The following is a 15,868-nucleotide window of genomic DNA, read 5'->3' on the forward strand; positions in this document are numbered from 1 at the left end:
AACTCCTTCTGTGTGGTGGATACGTGCACACAGCTTAGGCGGCGTCAGTCATAATGAACAGACATCACTGGCTATTTCATCTATGTTCAATTGAAATGAAAGTCCTCGATCTGGATGCCGTCAGGGCGTTCGTGCTGGTCGCCGATCTGTGCAGCTTCACGCGCGCCGCCGACGCGCTCGACATCACCCAATCCGCCGTCAGTCTCAAGCTGAAGCGGCTCGAAGCTCATCTCGGCAAGCAATTGCTGGAGCGCACGCCGCGCGTGGTGCGCCTTTCCGTCGACGGCAACGCGTTTCTCGGCGCCGCGCGCGAACTTCTGATTGCTCATGAACGCGCGCTCGGCGCGCTGTCGGTGGAGCGCCGGCGGCTTGCGCTCGGACTCAGCGAGCATGTCGCGGGGCCGGACCTGCCGCAGTTGCTCGCGCGGCTCCACGCGCACGACCCGGGGCTCGTGGTCGAACTGCATCTCGGCACGTCGGCCGCGCTGCTCGCTCAATTCGACGAGCGCCGTCTCGACGCGGCGATCGTCCGGTCTGGCGCCGACGAACCACCGCGCGACGACGCCCACGTGCTGTTCAGCGAACCGCTCGGCTGGCTGGCGACGCCGTCGTGGCTGCCGGGAGCCGGCGAGCCGTTGGCGCTGGCGCTGCTGAGCCCGCCGTGCAACGTGCGCGACGTGGCCTTGCGCACGCTGACGGATGCGGCAATCGCATGGCAGGAGGTGTTTGTCGGCGGCGGCGTGGCCGCGGTCGGCGCCGCGGTGGCGGCCGGGCTGGCCGTGTCGCCGCTGGCGCGCCGAGTGGCGCCGCGCGGTTTGATCGATGTCGGCGCGCGGCTTGGTTTGCCGCGACTGCCGGAATCGCGCGTCACGCTGCACTCGCGCGTCAGGGACGAGCGATCCAGCGAAACGTTGCGGCTGGTGACGAATGGGTTGGCGAGCGGGTTGGCAAGCGGCTGAACCGGCCGCGCGGGACGTGGCTCAAGGACAGGCGCGAGCCGGAGCGCGGAGACGCTGGAGCGGAGCATCGCGTGTGCGGGCTCGCCGGTGACTTTCGCGTGGCTCGGCGGTGACTTTTGCGTGGCTCGCGAGCGACTTTCGCGCAGACTCGCCAGCGACTCAGCTATCCACGTTTAGCGCTCGCCTCCAGCCCTTTGCATTCGCAAGTTCGAGCCGTCGCGGCTCAGTGCAGGATCGGCGGAAGAGAGCCGCTGCGGGCTGTCGCCGGATTCGCCGCGACTTGTGTGGTGCCATCGGCGCTAACGTTTGCGGACGCCGCCGACGTGTTCGACCGGCTCACTGCCGGCTTCGCGGCACCGCTCTGTTTTCCCGCGACTTTGACTGGCGCGGCATGCATGGCTTTGGCCTGACCGGCGCTGCCGCGAACAGGTTGCGCATGAGGCTTTTTCTCCTGCGCAACGATTGTGGCCCTTGGCTTCGCCTTGACCTGATGCGCGGCCTGGCTCGACGCACGCTTCACGCCGTCTTGCTTCTTCGACTTGTTGCCGCGATTCACCACCGCCTTCGACCCACGCGCGGCCTGCGCCTTCCCATGTTTTGCCGCGTGCCCGCTCGCCTCAGGCGGATTCCACACTTCCGTGTACCCACTGGCCATTGCCGCACCCGACGCGCAGGCCAGCGCAATCGCCACTGCTGCCGCTGCCGCCGTTGCTACTGCTCGAAACACCATCTCCCGCTTCTCCTGACTCTCGACTTTCATAAGGAGCCGGGATTATATTCCCTTGCAAAACTCCGTATTTAGACTAACATCATAAATAAGTACATATAAGGACTTACCCATTCATGGCTCACGCCGCCCGCGCCACTCAGCCCCAAGCGCCCATTCGCGCGCCGATTTCGGAATCCTCGTTTGCGGAAATGTCCGCAGCGGGCTTGCGCGCATTCTTCAACATCGCGCGAGATTGGGATCTGAGCGCCGACGAGCAGATCGTGCTGCTCGGCTCGCCAGGCCGCTCCACTTACTTCAAATGGAAGTCGGCGCCGGAAACCGCCCGGCTCGCCCGCGACACACTGGAGCGTCTGTCGCTCGTGCTCGGCATCTACAAGGCGCTGCAGATTCTGCTGCCGCAGCCCAGCGCGGCGGACACATGGGTCAAGCGTCCCAACAAAGCGCCGCCGTTCGGCGGGCGGCGCGCGCTGGACCGCATGCTGGCTGGCAACATCAGCGACCTGGTGGCCGTGCGCCAGTATCTCGACGCAATGCGAGGCGGCTGGGCGTGACACAACCGCATTGGCAGGACCGCTGGCGCAGCGCGCCACTGGATTGGTCGCCCGCGTATCGTGTGATTCCCACGCGTTTTCCGGCGGTCAATCTGTTCGACCGGGTGGCATCGCCGGAAGATTTCGACGCGCTTTACGCGCTCGAAGCGATGACCAACGACCGTCTGCGCACCGAAATCGGCGAACTCGATCTCGTGCCGCGTGAAGAGCGCCGCTTCGGTCCGGGTTATGGGCCGATCATGGCCGCGCTCACTCATCTGAATCCGCTCGGCAGCCGCTTTTCCGACGGCACGTACGGCGTGTTTTATTGCGCCCGCTCGCGCGCAACTGCCATCGCCGAAACGCGCTATCACACGGGCAAATTTCTGGAAGCCACCGCCGAGCCGCCCATGCGTCAGCAGATGCGTCTCTACACCGTCGTCGCGCAAGGCGAAGTGGTCGATCTTCGCGGCGACCCGGCGCTCGATCTCGCGGTACTGTCGCCGCAAGACTATCTCGCCGGGCAAACGCTCGGACGCGCCGCGCGAGAGGCGGGAGCGGCGGGCATCGTGTATCCGTCGGTGCGGGACGCCGAGGGCGAGTGCCTGGCGGCTTTCAAGACCACGCTACTGCGCGACTGTCATCACGCGGCGTATCTGGAATACAACTGGAACGGCACGAGCGTGGATATGGTGTTCGAACTCAACCAGGTCGGCTGACAGCGCGTTGGCGAGGGTTGGCGGTTGGCCGCGGCGGCCGCGAAATCAGGGCAGCGCCAGCGCCGCCGCGCCTTCGGCGCGTGCTTCTTCCACGGAAATCGACCAGCGCCGCAACGCCTTCGGCTCGACGATAGTGAGCCGCCCGCCAGCCCCGAACGCGCCGGTGTCGATGAACACCTGCGAGCCGATCTGCTTGATGTCGCGCATCGGCGTATGACCGCAGTAGGTGAGCGACAGACCCCGCTGGCGCTGCGGATCGCCCTTGCCCATCGCGAGTTCGCGTCCCCATAGCAATTGCTGCCGGGTTTTGGACGAAAAATTGCCCGCGTCGAGTTCGGCGTCGGTGCCGAAAAATTCGGCATGCAGAACATTGAAGCGCTCCGGCCCGCTGCCGACCACACGTACAAGCGGCAGCGTGCGCAATTGCTCCGCGTAGTGCTGCAAGTTCGCGCTGGACAGCGCGGCCGCCCACCCGCCGCCGATGCCATACCACCATTGACGCCGCAGCCGGCCTTCGGCCACGGCGCACAGCGTGTCTTCATGATTGCCGAGCACGGCGTGAAACCATGGCTTGTCGAGCAGCGCCAGGGCCTGCTCCGATTGCTCGCCGCGGTCCACCAGATCGCCTACGGAAAAGAGCCGGTCGCACGTGGGGTCGAACGAAATGAGGCGCAACAGATGACGCAATGCATCGACACAACCGTGCAGATCGCCGACCACGAAGTCGCGACCACTGCGGTTGGCCGTATGGTGTTGAACGGAGATGTCAAGTACGGATGCCATACCTCATGATAATGCGCAAACGCGCGAATGTATGCGCGCTGCCTCTCGTATCACGGATACAGTCAAGTGGACAAAATTGATGTTAAACCCTATAAAACAAGTTTATTGAGGTGAGTCGAACTATAAACTAGGAATTTGATGGATTTTTATTCCCCAGGCCCGCGATTTGCGGACTTACGTGTGGTTTCAACCTTCGCTGGAAATTTACTTGTGGTTTCAACCTTGGCTACTGGCCATGCGCACGCGTCTCGCCGCCGCTGATCGCCGGCACCGAGCGCAGGTACTGGACAATCGATCGAAGGTCTTCACGCGTCAAATATTGCGTGCTGTTTTCAACCACCCTCGCCATGGCGCCAGTCGCCGTTGGGCGGCCGGGCGCGGCGCCCGTCGATAGATACTTCTCCAGTTCCTCGTCGCTCCAGTTGCCCACGCCGCTCGTTTTATCCGGCGTGATGTTGTACGCACGCGAGCCGCGCAACACCGCGCCCGACAGGCGCGAATCCGCCTTGAGCCCATACGTCGCGTTGCGCGGCGTATGACATTCGCCGCAATGCGCGAGCCCTTCGACGAGATACGCACCGCGATTCCACTCGGCGCTCTGCTTCGGATCGGGCACGAAGCGCTCCTCGCTGAAATTGAACATGTTCCAGACCGCCATCAGCCAGCGCTGGTCGAACGGGAATTTCACGGTGCTGTGAGGCGGTGTGTAATGAATCGGCGCAAGCGAGTTCAGATAGGCGCGAATCGCCAGCACGTCATGCTCGGCGAGCTTCGTGTACTCCACATACGGAAAGACCGGATAAAGCCGCTCGCCGCTTTTGCCGATGCCTTCGTGCATCGCGCGCAGGAAATCTTCGTCGGTCCATTGGCCGATGCCGGTGTCCGGATCAGGCGTGATGTTCGGCGTCACGACGGTGCCGAACGGTGTTTCGATTGCCAGCCCGCCCGCGAACGGACGCGTTTTGTCCGCCGTGTGACAGGCGGCGCAATCGCCGACGCGCGCGAGATATTCGCCGCGCTTCACGAGATCGGCGGCGGGCGTGGGTGTGCCGGATGAGTCGGCGGCGACGGATGCGTCGTCGGCGTGAGCCTGAGTGATCGGCATTTCGTCTTTATGCGGATGCCTCGGCCGCTGCGCTTCGTGCCACGCGACGATCAGCGCGAACAGCGAAAAGAGCGCCGCGAGCGTCGCCAACCGGTAGCGTCGGCGCGCATGCAGCGCATCGACGGACGCGCGAGCCTGTCGCGCGCGAGAGAGGTTCTTCGTCATGGCGGCTATTCGTTCGTGCTCAGGTTTCACGCTTGAGCTTGCCGCCAACAGCCGGCGGCAATGCCACGATAGTCAGCATGCCGCTCACCGCCGGCATGACGCCGCGACGGCGGCCGATGCGCCGCGCGCCCTGCACGAAGGCAAAAACGAAAACAAAAACGACAACGAAGAATAAGACGAAGACAATTCCGACGAAGACAATGCGGATAAATGCGAAAGCTCGCGGCGCGCATTGTTGTTCTCAGGAACATCTGTCATGGGGGCTCCAGACGACGAGTCGATGGTGAGTCATGTTCGACGTGTCACGGCGATGACCGGATGCCGTGCGCTGCGTCGATTCTTGCTACCCCAAACCTGGTCTTGCGCCGCTCGCGCGGTCTTGTAATCGCATCACAACGAAGCGTGCAAAAACGCACGAAAAACGCCGCCTGACGCGTCGCGCCTGCAATCCGCTTTCAACTGAAAGGGGCACGCAAGGCGGTTGCGAAAGACTATAGCGTGCGCGCCGCTCATTCTCCAAATGATGCACGACGCGCGAGTAGAATCCGCGACAACCCTGCGTCCAGCCCTTCAATTTCATGCTCACAAAATACTATCCGCAAACGCTTCGCAATCGCCCACGGATGTGGATCGCTTTCGCACTCGGCATTGTCGTCGGCATCGTGGTGCCCACGCACACGCGCCCGATGGTTCGCGTGCTCGCCGGCTGGGACAGTGCCGTGTGGGCTTATCTGGCGATGCTCTGGGTGCACATGGCCGCCGCCGATGAAGGCCGCGTGCGCGAGTCGGCCCGCCGCGACGACGAGAATGCGGGCGTCGTGCTGATCGTGATCTGCGTGGCGACCATCGCGAGCATTGCGGCGATCGTGCTCGAACTTGCGTCCGCGAAGGGCACGGCGGGAGCATCGACGGTATGGCATTACGCGCTGACCGGACTCACGCTGATCGGCGCATGGTTCCTGATTCCGACCATCTTCACGCTGCACTACGCGCGGCTTTACTACGATACGGGCGTTGAAGAAACGCCGCTTCTATTTCCGGACCACGGGCTCACGCCGGACTACTGGGACTTCCTGTACTTCTCGTTCACCATCGCCGTGGCTTCGCAGACATCGGATGTCGTGTTGCGCTCGCGAACCATTCGGCGCGCGGCGCTCGCGCAGTCCATCCTGTCGTTCTACTTCAACGTCGCCGTGCTGGGACTGTGCGTGAACATCGCGGCGGGTTTGCTCGGCTCGTGACTTCCGGCCACGCGGCAACATCTGCTTTTCTTCTGCTTAAGCGCATGTAAAACACGGACCACGTCGGTCCGTTTTACACGCGCTCACCCCGCTTGATCGCGTCGAAGCGCGCTTCTCCACCGCAAGCATTCCCATGAAGGCACACGGCTGCCCGTGACCGCGCGGCGCGCGCTCACGCTGGCACACGCCTTGCTCCCTGTGGCAGACGTTCTGGCCGGCCCGTGCCCCGACGCGTGGCGTGCAGGCACGCGCAACTGGCCAGCGGCGTGACGATCTTTGCACTACATTGACCAGTACGCGCCGTCAGTCGAAAGATCGCGCGACAGCCGGCTCTGGAATTCCAATGAGCGCTGTGATCGCATGCCAATTGCATCCACACCGCAGCAGGACAAATCTGGAAACGACCGATGGAACCTCCAAACGGGTACGCGCCGCGGATTTATTTCTTTCATTCACTTCTGGTTGGACCGCTTGACGCGTGGCCCGCGCAGTTCGCTCACGCGGCCGCGCTGGGCTTCGACCACGCGCTGATCGGCAGTGTCTTCGAGCCGGGACGGGCAAGCCATGGGCAAGTGGTCGGCAACCACGCGCGGCTGCATCCGGTGTTCGAAGCCGAGCAGCCCGCCGCCGACGCGCTTCGCGCGCTCGCGGGCGAGGCGCGTCAGCAAGGCCTCACGTTGCTGATCGATCTGGTGATCGACCGGATCGCCGCCGATGGCGCGCTCTACGCCGCGCATGCCGACTGGTTTCATCCGCTGGAGACGGAAGAGGCGCGCCTCGATCCGCGCCACGTGCATCGCGAGGACAACGTCGCGTATGCAAATTTCAACGATGCCGGCACGCGCGGCGCGCTCACCGACTGGTGGACGCAACAGTTGCTCGCGCTCGCCGACGCGGGTGTCGGCGGCTTCCGTTTCGATTCGCCGCATCGCGTGTCCGCCGAGGTGTGGCGGCACTTGCGCGATACCGTGCGCGCCGTGCATCCCGAAGTGCGCTTTCTCGCCGCGACGCCCGGTCTGTCGCGCGGCGATTTGCCAGGCCTCGAAGGCGCGGGCTTCGACAGCGTGTTCTCGTCGGTGCGCTGGTGGGACTTCCGCGCGAGCTGGATGGCCGAGGAGCATGCCGCGCTCGCCCGCATCGCCGGGCCGATCGCGTTTCCCGAAGCGCCCTACGGCACGCGGCTCGCCGCCGAGTTGAGCGATCCGCATGATTCGGGCATCGTCGAACGGGCTTATCGGCGCGCGCTGTCCACGGCGTCCGCCATCGGCACCGGCTGGATGATGCCGATGGGTTTCGAATACGGCGTGAGCGAACCGATGTCGCAAACGCATGGCGACGCGTCGCAATTCGCGCTCGCTGGCCAGGCGAAAAAATTCGATCTCTCGCAGCACGTCGCGCATGCCAATGAGGTCGCGCGCCACACCAAGGCGCTGCGCGCCAATGGTGAACTGCGCACGTTGAGTGGCCCCGGCGCGCCCGCGGCGCTGCTGCTGCGCGCCGATCATCCCGATCTGCGCGAGGCGGGGCAGGCGGTTCTCATCGCGATCAATCCGGAACTGGGCACGCCCGTGCGCGTCGATCCGGCGCGTTTTCTCGCCGGCGTGCCCGGCAATTTCACACGTTTCATTTCGCTCGACGCATCGGGCCGCGCCGCGCCCGCCGCCTTGACGCCGTTCACGCTCGCGCCGGGCGCCGTGCGTCTCTATGAGGCTGCGACGGACAAACCGATCTGCCTCGCGCCGCCCATCGACAAAGCGAACAGCAAGCGCAGCGGCCGCAAGACCGTGCTCGAAGCGATCAATGCGCCGCGCGTGGCGATTGAAAGCGTGACGCCTTCCGTGGAGAACGGCCGCTTCGCCGCCAAGCGCAGCGTCGGCGAGCGCGCTGAAATCAGCGCCGCGATCTTCGCCGAAGGCCACGACAAGATCGCCGCCGCCGTGCTGTGGCGCGCCGCCGACGAAAACACCTGGCACGAAGTGCCGATGGCCCCGGCGCAACCCGCGGGCCTCGACATCTGGAAGGCGCGTATTCCGCTCGAACGCATGGGCCGTCACGAGTTCACGGTGATCGCGTGGCGCGACGACTTTGCTTCGCTCGTCGAACATGTGGAGAAAAAGTTGAAGGCGGGCCAGACGGTCGAGATCGAACTCGACGAAGCCGCGCATCTGTTCGCGCTCGTGCTGGCCGAAGTGGAAACCGCTGAAGGCGCGGATAAGGAGCCGCTCGAACATATCGTCACGCAGTTCAAGAAAGCCGACGATCAGGCCAAGCTGACGCTGCTGCTCGACCCGGCCACCAGGAAGGCGATGACCGCCGCGCGCCATCGTCCGTTTTTGAGCCGCGATCCGGTGACCTACAAGATCGACGCCGAGCGCACCGCCGCGTGCTTCGCGAGCTGGTACGAGATCTTCCCTCGTTCGATGAGCGACGACGAATCGCGCCACGGCACGTTCGACGACGTCATCACGAAGCTGCCGCGCATTCGCGACATGGGCTTCGACGTGCTGTATTTCCCGCCGATTCATCCGATCGGCATGGCCAATCGCAAGGGCCGCAACAACACGCTGAACGCGCAGCCCGGCGACGTGGGCAGCCCTTATGCGATCGGCGCGGCCGAAGGCGGACACACCGCCGTGCATCCGCAACTCGGCACGCTCGACGACTTCAGGAAGATGCTCGCCGCCGCGCATCAGCACGGCCTCGAAATCGCGCTCGACTTCGCGGTGCAGTGCTCGCCGGATCATCCGTGGCTGAAGGAGCATCCGACGTGGTTCGCATGGCGTCCCGACGGCACGCTGCGCTACGCGGAAAATCCGCCGAAGAAGTATCAGGACATCGTCAATCCCGACTTCTATGCGCACGACGCGAAGCCCGACTTGTGGCTCGCGCTGCGCGACGTGTTCCTGTTCTGGATCGACGCGGGCGTGCACATTTTTCGCATCGACAATCCGCACACCAAGCCGTTGCCGTTCTGGGAATGGGTGATCGCCGACGTGCGCGCGCGTTTTCCCGACACGATCTTCCTCGCCGAAGCCTTCACCCGGCCGCGCATGATGAACCGGCTCGGCAAGATCGGCTTCTCGCAGTCGTACACCTACTTCACGTGGCGCGAGTCGAAGCGCGATTTCATCGAGTATCTGACCGATCTCACGCAGACCGGCGCGCGCGACTTCTACCGGCCGAACTTCTTTGTGAACACGCCGGACATCAACCCGCGTCATCTGCAATCGCAAGGACGCACGGGCTTTCTGATTCGCGCGGCGCTCGCCTCGACGCTCGCCGGTCTGTGGGGCGTGTATAGCGGTTTCGAGCTATGCGAAGCGGCCGCGTTGCCAAACAGCGAGGAATATCTCGACTCCGAGAAGTATCAGTTGCGCGCGTGGGACTGGCACCGGCCCGGCAACATCATCGGCGAGATCACCGCGCTCAACCGGATTCGCCGTGCGAATCCCGCGCTGCACACGCATCTCGGTCTCACGTTCCTGCCCGCGCACAACGACAACATCCTGTTCTTCGAGAAAGCGACTGAAGCGCGCGACAACGTGATCGTCGTCGCCATCAATCTCGATCCGTTCAACGAACAGGGCGCGGATATCGAGTTGTCATGGGAGACATTCCAGAAGTGGACTCTGCCCGATCACGGCGCGCTCCAGGTGACCGATCAGATGACCGGCGCGCGCTTCGACTGGCATGGCCGCCGGCAGCATGTGCGGCTCGGCCCCGGCCAGCCTTTTTCGATCTGGCGCATCGCGCCGCTTAGCGGCCTGCCCGCCGAGCGCCCCGATGAAGCCGACGACGACTCGACTGGCGCCCTTCACGCAGACGCTGGCAACCCTACCCCGACGGAAGGTGCGAAATGAAGCGTGACGATCCCTCGCAGGCCGCATCGCAGGCAAGCACGGCAGCCACTACCACGACGAAGACGCGCCGGCGCGGCAAACCGGCTGCCCTGAGCGACGATCCGCTCTGGTACAAGGACGCGATCATCTATCAGGTGCACATCAAGTCGTTCTTCGATGCGAACAACGACGGCGTGGGCGATTTCCCCGGCCTGATCGCCAAGCTCGACTACATTGCCGAACTCGGTGTGAACGCGATCTGGCTGCTGCCGTTCTATCCGTCGCCGCGCCGCGACGACGGTTACGACATCGCCGACTACCGCAATGTGCATCCCGATTATGGCCAGCTCTCCGACGTCAAGCGCTTCATCCAGGAAGCGCACGCGCGCGGCATCCGCGTAATCAGCGAACTCGTGATCAACCACACGTCGGATCAGCACCCGTGGTTTCAGCGCGCGCGCCGCGCGAAGCCCGGCTCCAATCATCGCAACTTCTATGTGTGGTCCGATACCGATCAGAAGTACCAGGAAACGCGCATTATCTTCATCGACTCGGAGCCGTCGAACTGGACGCACGACCCGGTCGCGGGGGCTTATTACTGGCACCGCTTCTATTCGCATCAGCCCGATCTGAACTTCGACAATCCGGCCGTCCTGAAAGAAGTGCTGCAGGTCATGCGCTTCTGGCTCGATATGGGCATCGACGGGCTGCGGCTCGACGCGGTGCCGTATCTCGTCGAACGCGAGGGCACGAATAACGAGAACCTGCCGGAAACGCACGCGGTCCTGAAGCAGATTCGCGCGACCATCGACGCGGAATATCCGAACCGCATGCTGCTCGCCGAAGCGAACCAGTGGCCGGAAGACGTGAAGGAATATTTCGGCGAAGAAGACGAATGCCACATGGCGTTTCACTTCCCGCTGATGCCGCGCATCTACATGTCGATTGCGAGCGAAGACCGTTTTCCGATCACCGACATCATGCGGCAAACGCCGGACCTCGCCGAGACGAACCAGTGGGCGATTTTCCTGCGCAATCATGACGAACTCACGCTCGAAATGGTCACCGACTCCGAGCGCGACTACTTGTGGAACACCTATGCGAGCGACCGCCGCGCGCGCCTGAATCTCGGCATTCGCCGCCGCCTCGCGCCGCTGATGGAGCGTGACCGTCGCCGCATCGAGTTGATCAATTCGCTGCTGCTGTCGATGCCCGGCACGCCCGTGATCTATTACGGCGACGAACTCGGCATGGGCGACAACATTCACCTCGGCGACCGCGACGGTGTGCGCACGCCGATGCAGTGGTCATCCGATCGCAACGGCGGCTTCTCGCGTGCCGATCCGGAGCAACTGGTGCTGCCGCCCGTCATGGGTTCGCTGTACGGCTTCGACGCCGTCAATGTCGAAGCGCAAAGCCGCGATCCGCATTCGCTGCTCAACTGGACGCGGCGCATGCTCGCGACACGTCGCGCGAAGCAGACCTTCGGACGCGGCACGATCCGCTTTTTGAAGCCAGAAAACCGCAAGATTCTCGCGTATCTGCGCGAGATGCCAGGCGAGCCGCCGATCCTCTGCGTCGCGAATCTGTCGCGCGCGCCGCAAGCGGTGGAACTCGATCTGTCGGAATTCAACGGCGCGGTGCCGATTGAAATGACCGCCGATTCCGTGTTCCCGGCCATCGGTCAACTCACGTATCTGCTGACGTTCCCGCCATATGGCTTCCTGTGGTTCCTGCTCTGCGAAGGCGGACAGCGCCCCGCTTGGGCGCAGGCGCATTCGGAGCCGCTGCCGGAATTCGTCACCATCGTGATTCGCGAGGGCCAGGCGGGGCCGACGCCGGACAACGTGAGGCTGCTCGAATCCGAAGTACTGCCGTCGTGGCTGAGCCGTCGTCGCTGGTTTGCATCGAAGGATCAGAAGATGCATGCCGTGCGCCTCGCCGCGTTGACCACGATTCCGAACGGCGGCTTTGCGTTCACCGAAATCGAAGCGGACGTGGGCGACCATACCGAGCGCTACGTGGTGCCGATCGCGATCACGTGGGGCGGCGAAACCACCACGCCGCTGTTCATGCAACTGGCGCTCGCGCGCGTGCGGCGCGGCCGCAACGTCGGTCATCTGACGGACGCATTCGCGTTGCCGATCTTCGCTCATAACGTGTTGCGCAAGCTGCGCGAAAACGCGGTCGTGCCGACCGTGCAGAAGAGCGAGATCAAGTTCATTCCGACCGAACGTTTCGCGGAACTCGACAACCTCGGCGACAGGCCGGAAGTGCGCTGGCTCGCGGCCGAGCAGAGCAATAGTTCGCTGATCATCGCGGACGCCGCGGTGCTGAAGCTGGTGCGTCGTCTCGTGAGCGGGATTCATCCAGAAGCGGAAATCAGCCGCTATCTGACGCAGCTCGGCTACGCGAACACCGCGCCGCTGTTCGGCGAAGTGGTGCGCGTCGATCCGCAAGGCGTGCCGCATACGCTGTGCATTCTGCAAGGCTTTATCGAGAACCAGGGCGATGCGTGGAACTGGTCGCTCGATTATCTGCGCCGCTCGGTGGACGAACTCGCCATCGCCGTCGATACGGAAGCGACCGCGGCGCCCGATCGCGACAACGAAGCGGCTTTGCTGGAAGGCTATGCGGCGTTGGCCGGCACCATCGGCAGACGGCTTGGCGAGTTGCACGTCGCGCTCGCTTCGCCCACCGACGACCCGGCGTTCGCTCCCGAGCCCGCCGGCGCCGACCAGGTGAAGGCGTGGGTCGACGGCACGCAGTCGATGCTCGCGAGCGCGCTCGATCTGCTCGCGCCGCGCATCGAGCAGATGAGCGATCCGGAGACGAAGGCGCTGGCGCAAAGCCTGATCGAGCGCCGCGCGGCGCTCGTCGACGCCACAAGCAAGCTGGTCAGCGGCGACACAGGGGCGCTGCGCATCCGCATCCACGGCGACTTCCATCTCGGCCAGGTGCTGGTCGCGCAGGGCGATGCCTATCTGATCGACTTCGAAGGCGAACCCGCGCGCTCGCTCGAAGAGCGTCGGCAGAAATCGAGCCCGCTGCGCGACGTGGCCGGCCTGCTGCGCTCGTTGTCGTATGCGAGCGCAGCCGCGCAGTCCACGACGGAAAGCGCGCCGCAGCAAACCGCGGATCGCAAGCGCGCGTTGTTCGACCGCTTCCGCGCCGAAGCCACCGACGCGTTCCTGAAGGAATACCGCGCCGCCACCGCCGCGTCGCCGACGACGCTCGTCGCGCCCGAGGCCGAGCAGGCGCTGCTCGATCTGTTCCTGATCGAGAAGGCCGCGTACGAAATCCGCTATGAAGCGGCCAACCGCCCGACGTGGCTCAGCTTGCCGGTACGCGGCCTCGCCGCGCTCGCGAGCCGTTTGCTCGGCGACACCGGCGCGCCGCCCGATTCGTCAACCCAGGCGCCAGACGCCGCCACCCCGCCTCATCCGGCCGAGGGCGACTATGAGTGAACACGATCCGGCCGCAGGCCTCCAGCCGCTAGAGATGGACGCGCTCGCCGAAGCGCGCCATCCCGATCCTTTTTCGCAGCTCGGGCTGCATCACACCGACGATGGTCCCGTGGTGCGCACGCTATTGCCGAACGCCGCGCGCGTCAGCGTGGTGTCGCGCGCCGACGGTTCGTTGCTCGGTGAACTTCAGCAGTTGCGTCCGGGGCTGTTCGCGGGCCGCGTGAGCGCCGCGGCGCCGTACCGGTTGCGCATCGACTGGCACGGCGTGCAACAGGACATCGAGGATACCTATTCGTTCGGCCCCGTTCTCGGCGACGAACCGCTCGGCCGCCTCGCGAATGGCGATCCGTATGCGGTGCTCGAATGCCTCGGCGCGCATCCGATGGAAGTGGACGGCGTGCCCGGCGTGCGCTTCGCCGTGTGGGCGCCGAATGCGCGGCGCGTGTCGGTGGTCGGCGACTTCAACGCGTGGGACGGCCGCCGTCACCCGATGCGCCTGCGCCATCAGGCGGGCGTGTGGGAATTGTTCGTGCCGCGAGTCGGGCCGGGCACGCGCTACAAATACGAGTTGCTCTCGCGCGACGGCCATCCGCTGCCCTTGAAGGCCGACCCTTGCGCGATGCAAAGCGAAAAGCCGCCGGGCACGGCCTCGGTCGTTGCGCACGTCGATGAGATCGAGCAGTTCGCGTGGACCGATCACGAATGGATTCACTCGCGCGCCGGCAAGCAGACGCCGCGCTCGCCGATCTCGATCTACGAAGTGCACGCCGAGTCGTGGCTGCGTGTCGCCGAAGAAGGCCAGCGCGGTCTCGATTGGGAAGAACTCGCCGAGCGCCTGATTCCCTACGTGAAGACGATGGGTTTCACGCACGTCGAATTCCTGCCGGTCGCGGAACATCCATTCGGCGGGTCGTGGGGTTATCAGCCGCTCGGGCAGTTCGCGCCGTCCGCGCGTTTCGGCAAGCCGGAGCAGTTCGCCTCGTTCGTCAACAAGGCACACGAGGCCGGGCTTGGCGTGATCATCGACTGGGTGCCCGCGCATTTTCCAAACGACGCGCACGGCCTGATCGAGTTCGACGGCACGCCGCTTTACGAGCACGCCGATCCGCGCGAAGGCTATCACCAGGACTGGAACACGATGATCTACAACCTCGGCCGCAACGAGGTGAGCGCGTTCCTGATCGCTTCGGGTCTCGCGTGGCTGAAGCGCTATCACGTCGACGGCCTGCGCGTGGACGCCGTCGCGTCGATGCTGTATCGCGACTATTCGCGCGCCGCCGGCGAATGGGTGCCGAACATCTACGGCGGGCGCGAGAACCTGGAATCGATTGCGTTCTTGAAGCGCCTGAATCATGAGGTCGGTTATGTGCCGGGCGCGCCGGGCGCGATCACCATCGCGGAGGAATCGACCGCGTGGCCGGGCGTGACCGCGCGCATCGAGGACGGCGGCCTCGGCTTCCAGTTCAAGTGGAACATGGGCTGGATGCACGACACACTGCACTACATGCAGGAAGACCCGGTCTATCGGCAATACCATCACCACAACCTGACGTTCGGGATGGTGTACGCGTACTCGGAGCGCTTCGTCCTGCCGCTTTCCCACGATGAAGTCGTGCACGGCAAAGGCTCGCTGCTCGGCAAGATGCCCGGCGACAGGTGGCAGAAGTTCGCGAATCTGCGCGCGTATTTCGGCTTCATGTGGACGCATCCGGGCAAGAAGCTGCTGTTCATGGGCGGCGAATTCGGTCAGCTCGCGGAATTCAATCACGACGCGTCGCCGCACTGGCATCTGCTCGACGATCCGCATCACCACGGCGTGCAACTGCTGGTGCGCGACCTGAACCGTCTGTATGGCCACGAACCCGCGCTGCATCTGCTCGACAGCGAGCCCGGCGGTTTCGGCTGGCTGATCGGCGACGACAGCGGCAACAGCGTCTTCGCGTTCCGCCGCACGGACGGCGCGGGCCGCGAACTCGTCGTGGTCTGCAACATGACGCCGGTGCCGCGCGTGGGTTATCGCATTGGCCTGCCGCGCGAAGGGCGCTGGTCGGAAGTGCTGAACACGGATGCGGGCGTCTACGGCGGCTCGAACATGGGCAATGGCGGCGTGATTCATACCGATGCCATGCCGAGCCATGGCTGGCCGCATTCGGCTTCCCTGACCCTGCCGCCGCTGGCGACGATCGTGCTGCGCGCCGACTGAGCGTGAATCAAGCGTGAATCAAGCGTGAGCTGGGCGCGACCGGGCGCCCGATCGTGCCGACGGCGAGCGCGCGGCCCGCGCGATGGCGGCGCCGCGCGCCCGTCGCGTGAAGACCTGCGACAGGCGC

General features: G+C 64.6%; 10 protein-coding genes. 7 read left to right on the plus strand and 3 right to left on the minus strand.

Annotated features, from left to right (window positions below; all coding sequences use genetic code 11):
* The first annotated feature begins 95 nt into the window (after positions 1–95).
* Complete coding sequence (locus VOM14_RS26615; RefSeq protein WP_327631717.1) at positions 96–959, plus strand: LysR family transcriptional regulator; 864 nt, start codon at positions 96–98, stop codon at positions 957–959.
* Between the two features lie 223 nt (positions 960–1,182).
* On the opposite strand, the gene VOM14_RS26620 is transcribed toward VOM14_RS26615, so the two are convergent.
* Positions 1,183–1,689, minus strand: coding sequence for a hypothetical protein (locus tag VOM14_RS26620; RefSeq protein WP_327631718.1), 507 nt, complete (start codon positions 1,687–1,689; stop codon positions 1,183–1,185).
* A 113-nt stretch (positions 1,690–1,802) separates the two neighbouring features.
* Here VOM14_RS26620 and VOM14_RS26625 point away from each other — a divergent pair, with 113 nt between their 5' ends.
* Together VOM14_RS26625 and VOM14_RS26630 are read left to right on the plus strand one after the other, a co-directional pair.
* Positions 1,803–2,240, plus strand: coding sequence for an MbcA/ParS/Xre antitoxin family protein (locus tag VOM14_RS26625; RefSeq protein ID WP_327631719.1), 438 nt, complete (start codon positions 1,803–1,805; stop codon positions 2,238–2,240).
* Complete coding sequence (locus VOM14_RS26630) at positions 2,237–2,938, plus strand: RES family NAD+ phosphorylase (RefSeq protein ID WP_327631720.1); 702 nt, start codon at positions 2,237–2,239, stop codon at positions 2,936–2,938. The genes VOM14_RS26625 and VOM14_RS26630 overlap by 4 nt, the downstream gene beginning before the upstream one ends.
* 45 nt (positions 2,939–2,983) lie before the next feature.
* Here the strand turns inward: VOM14_RS26630 and VOM14_RS26635 are convergent, their stop codons facing one another.
* Positions 2,984–3,721, minus strand: a complete 738-nt coding sequence (locus tag VOM14_RS26635; RefSeq protein ID WP_327631721.1) for a metallophosphoesterase — start codon at positions 3,719–3,721, stop codon at positions 2,984–2,986.
* A 226-nt stretch (positions 3,722–3,947) separates the two neighbouring features.
* Complete coding sequence (locus VOM14_RS26640; protein ID WP_327631722.1) at positions 3,948–4,991, minus strand: c-type cytochrome; 1,044 nt, start codon at positions 4,989–4,991, stop codon at positions 3,948–3,950.
* Between the two features lie 578 nt (positions 4,992–5,569).
* On the opposite strand from VOM14_RS26640, the gene VOM14_RS26645 reads away from it, so the two are divergent.
* The 4 genes from VOM14_RS26645 to glgB all read left to right on the plus strand — a co-directional run bounded on the left by VOM14_RS26645 (position 5,570) and on the right by glgB (position 15,741).
* Complete coding sequence (locus VOM14_RS26645) at positions 5,570–6,232, plus strand: DUF1345 domain-containing protein (RefSeq protein WP_327631723.1); 663 nt, start codon at positions 5,570–5,572, stop codon at positions 6,230–6,232.
* Between the two features lie 407 nt (positions 6,233–6,639).
* On the plus strand, positions 6,640–10,092 hold the full coding sequence (locus tag VOM14_RS26650) for a maltotransferase domain-containing protein (protein ID WP_327631724.1): 3,453 nt from the start codon (positions 6,640–6,642) through the stop codon (positions 10,090–10,092).
* Entirely contained in the window at positions 10,089–13,538 is a 3,450-nt protein-coding gene (treS, locus tag VOM14_RS26655; protein WP_327631725.1) for a maltose alpha-D-glucosyltransferase, read from the plus strand. The genes VOM14_RS26650 and treS overlap by 4 nt, the downstream gene beginning before the upstream one ends.
* Positions 13,531–15,741 (plus strand): 1,4-alpha-glucan branching protein GlgB, encoded by a 2,211-nt coding sequence (gene glgB / locus VOM14_RS26660; protein ID WP_327631726.1) that lies wholly within the window; start codon positions 13,531–13,533, stop codon positions 15,739–15,741. Before treS ends, glgB begins: the two co-directional genes overlap by 8 nt.
* Positions 15,742–15,868 lie beyond the last annotated feature (127 nt).

The organism is Paraburkholderia sp. MPAMCS5 (assembly GCF_036016995.1).
Classification (GTDB): domain Bacteria; phylum Pseudomonadota; class Gammaproteobacteria; order Burkholderiales; family Burkholderiaceae; genus Paraburkholderia.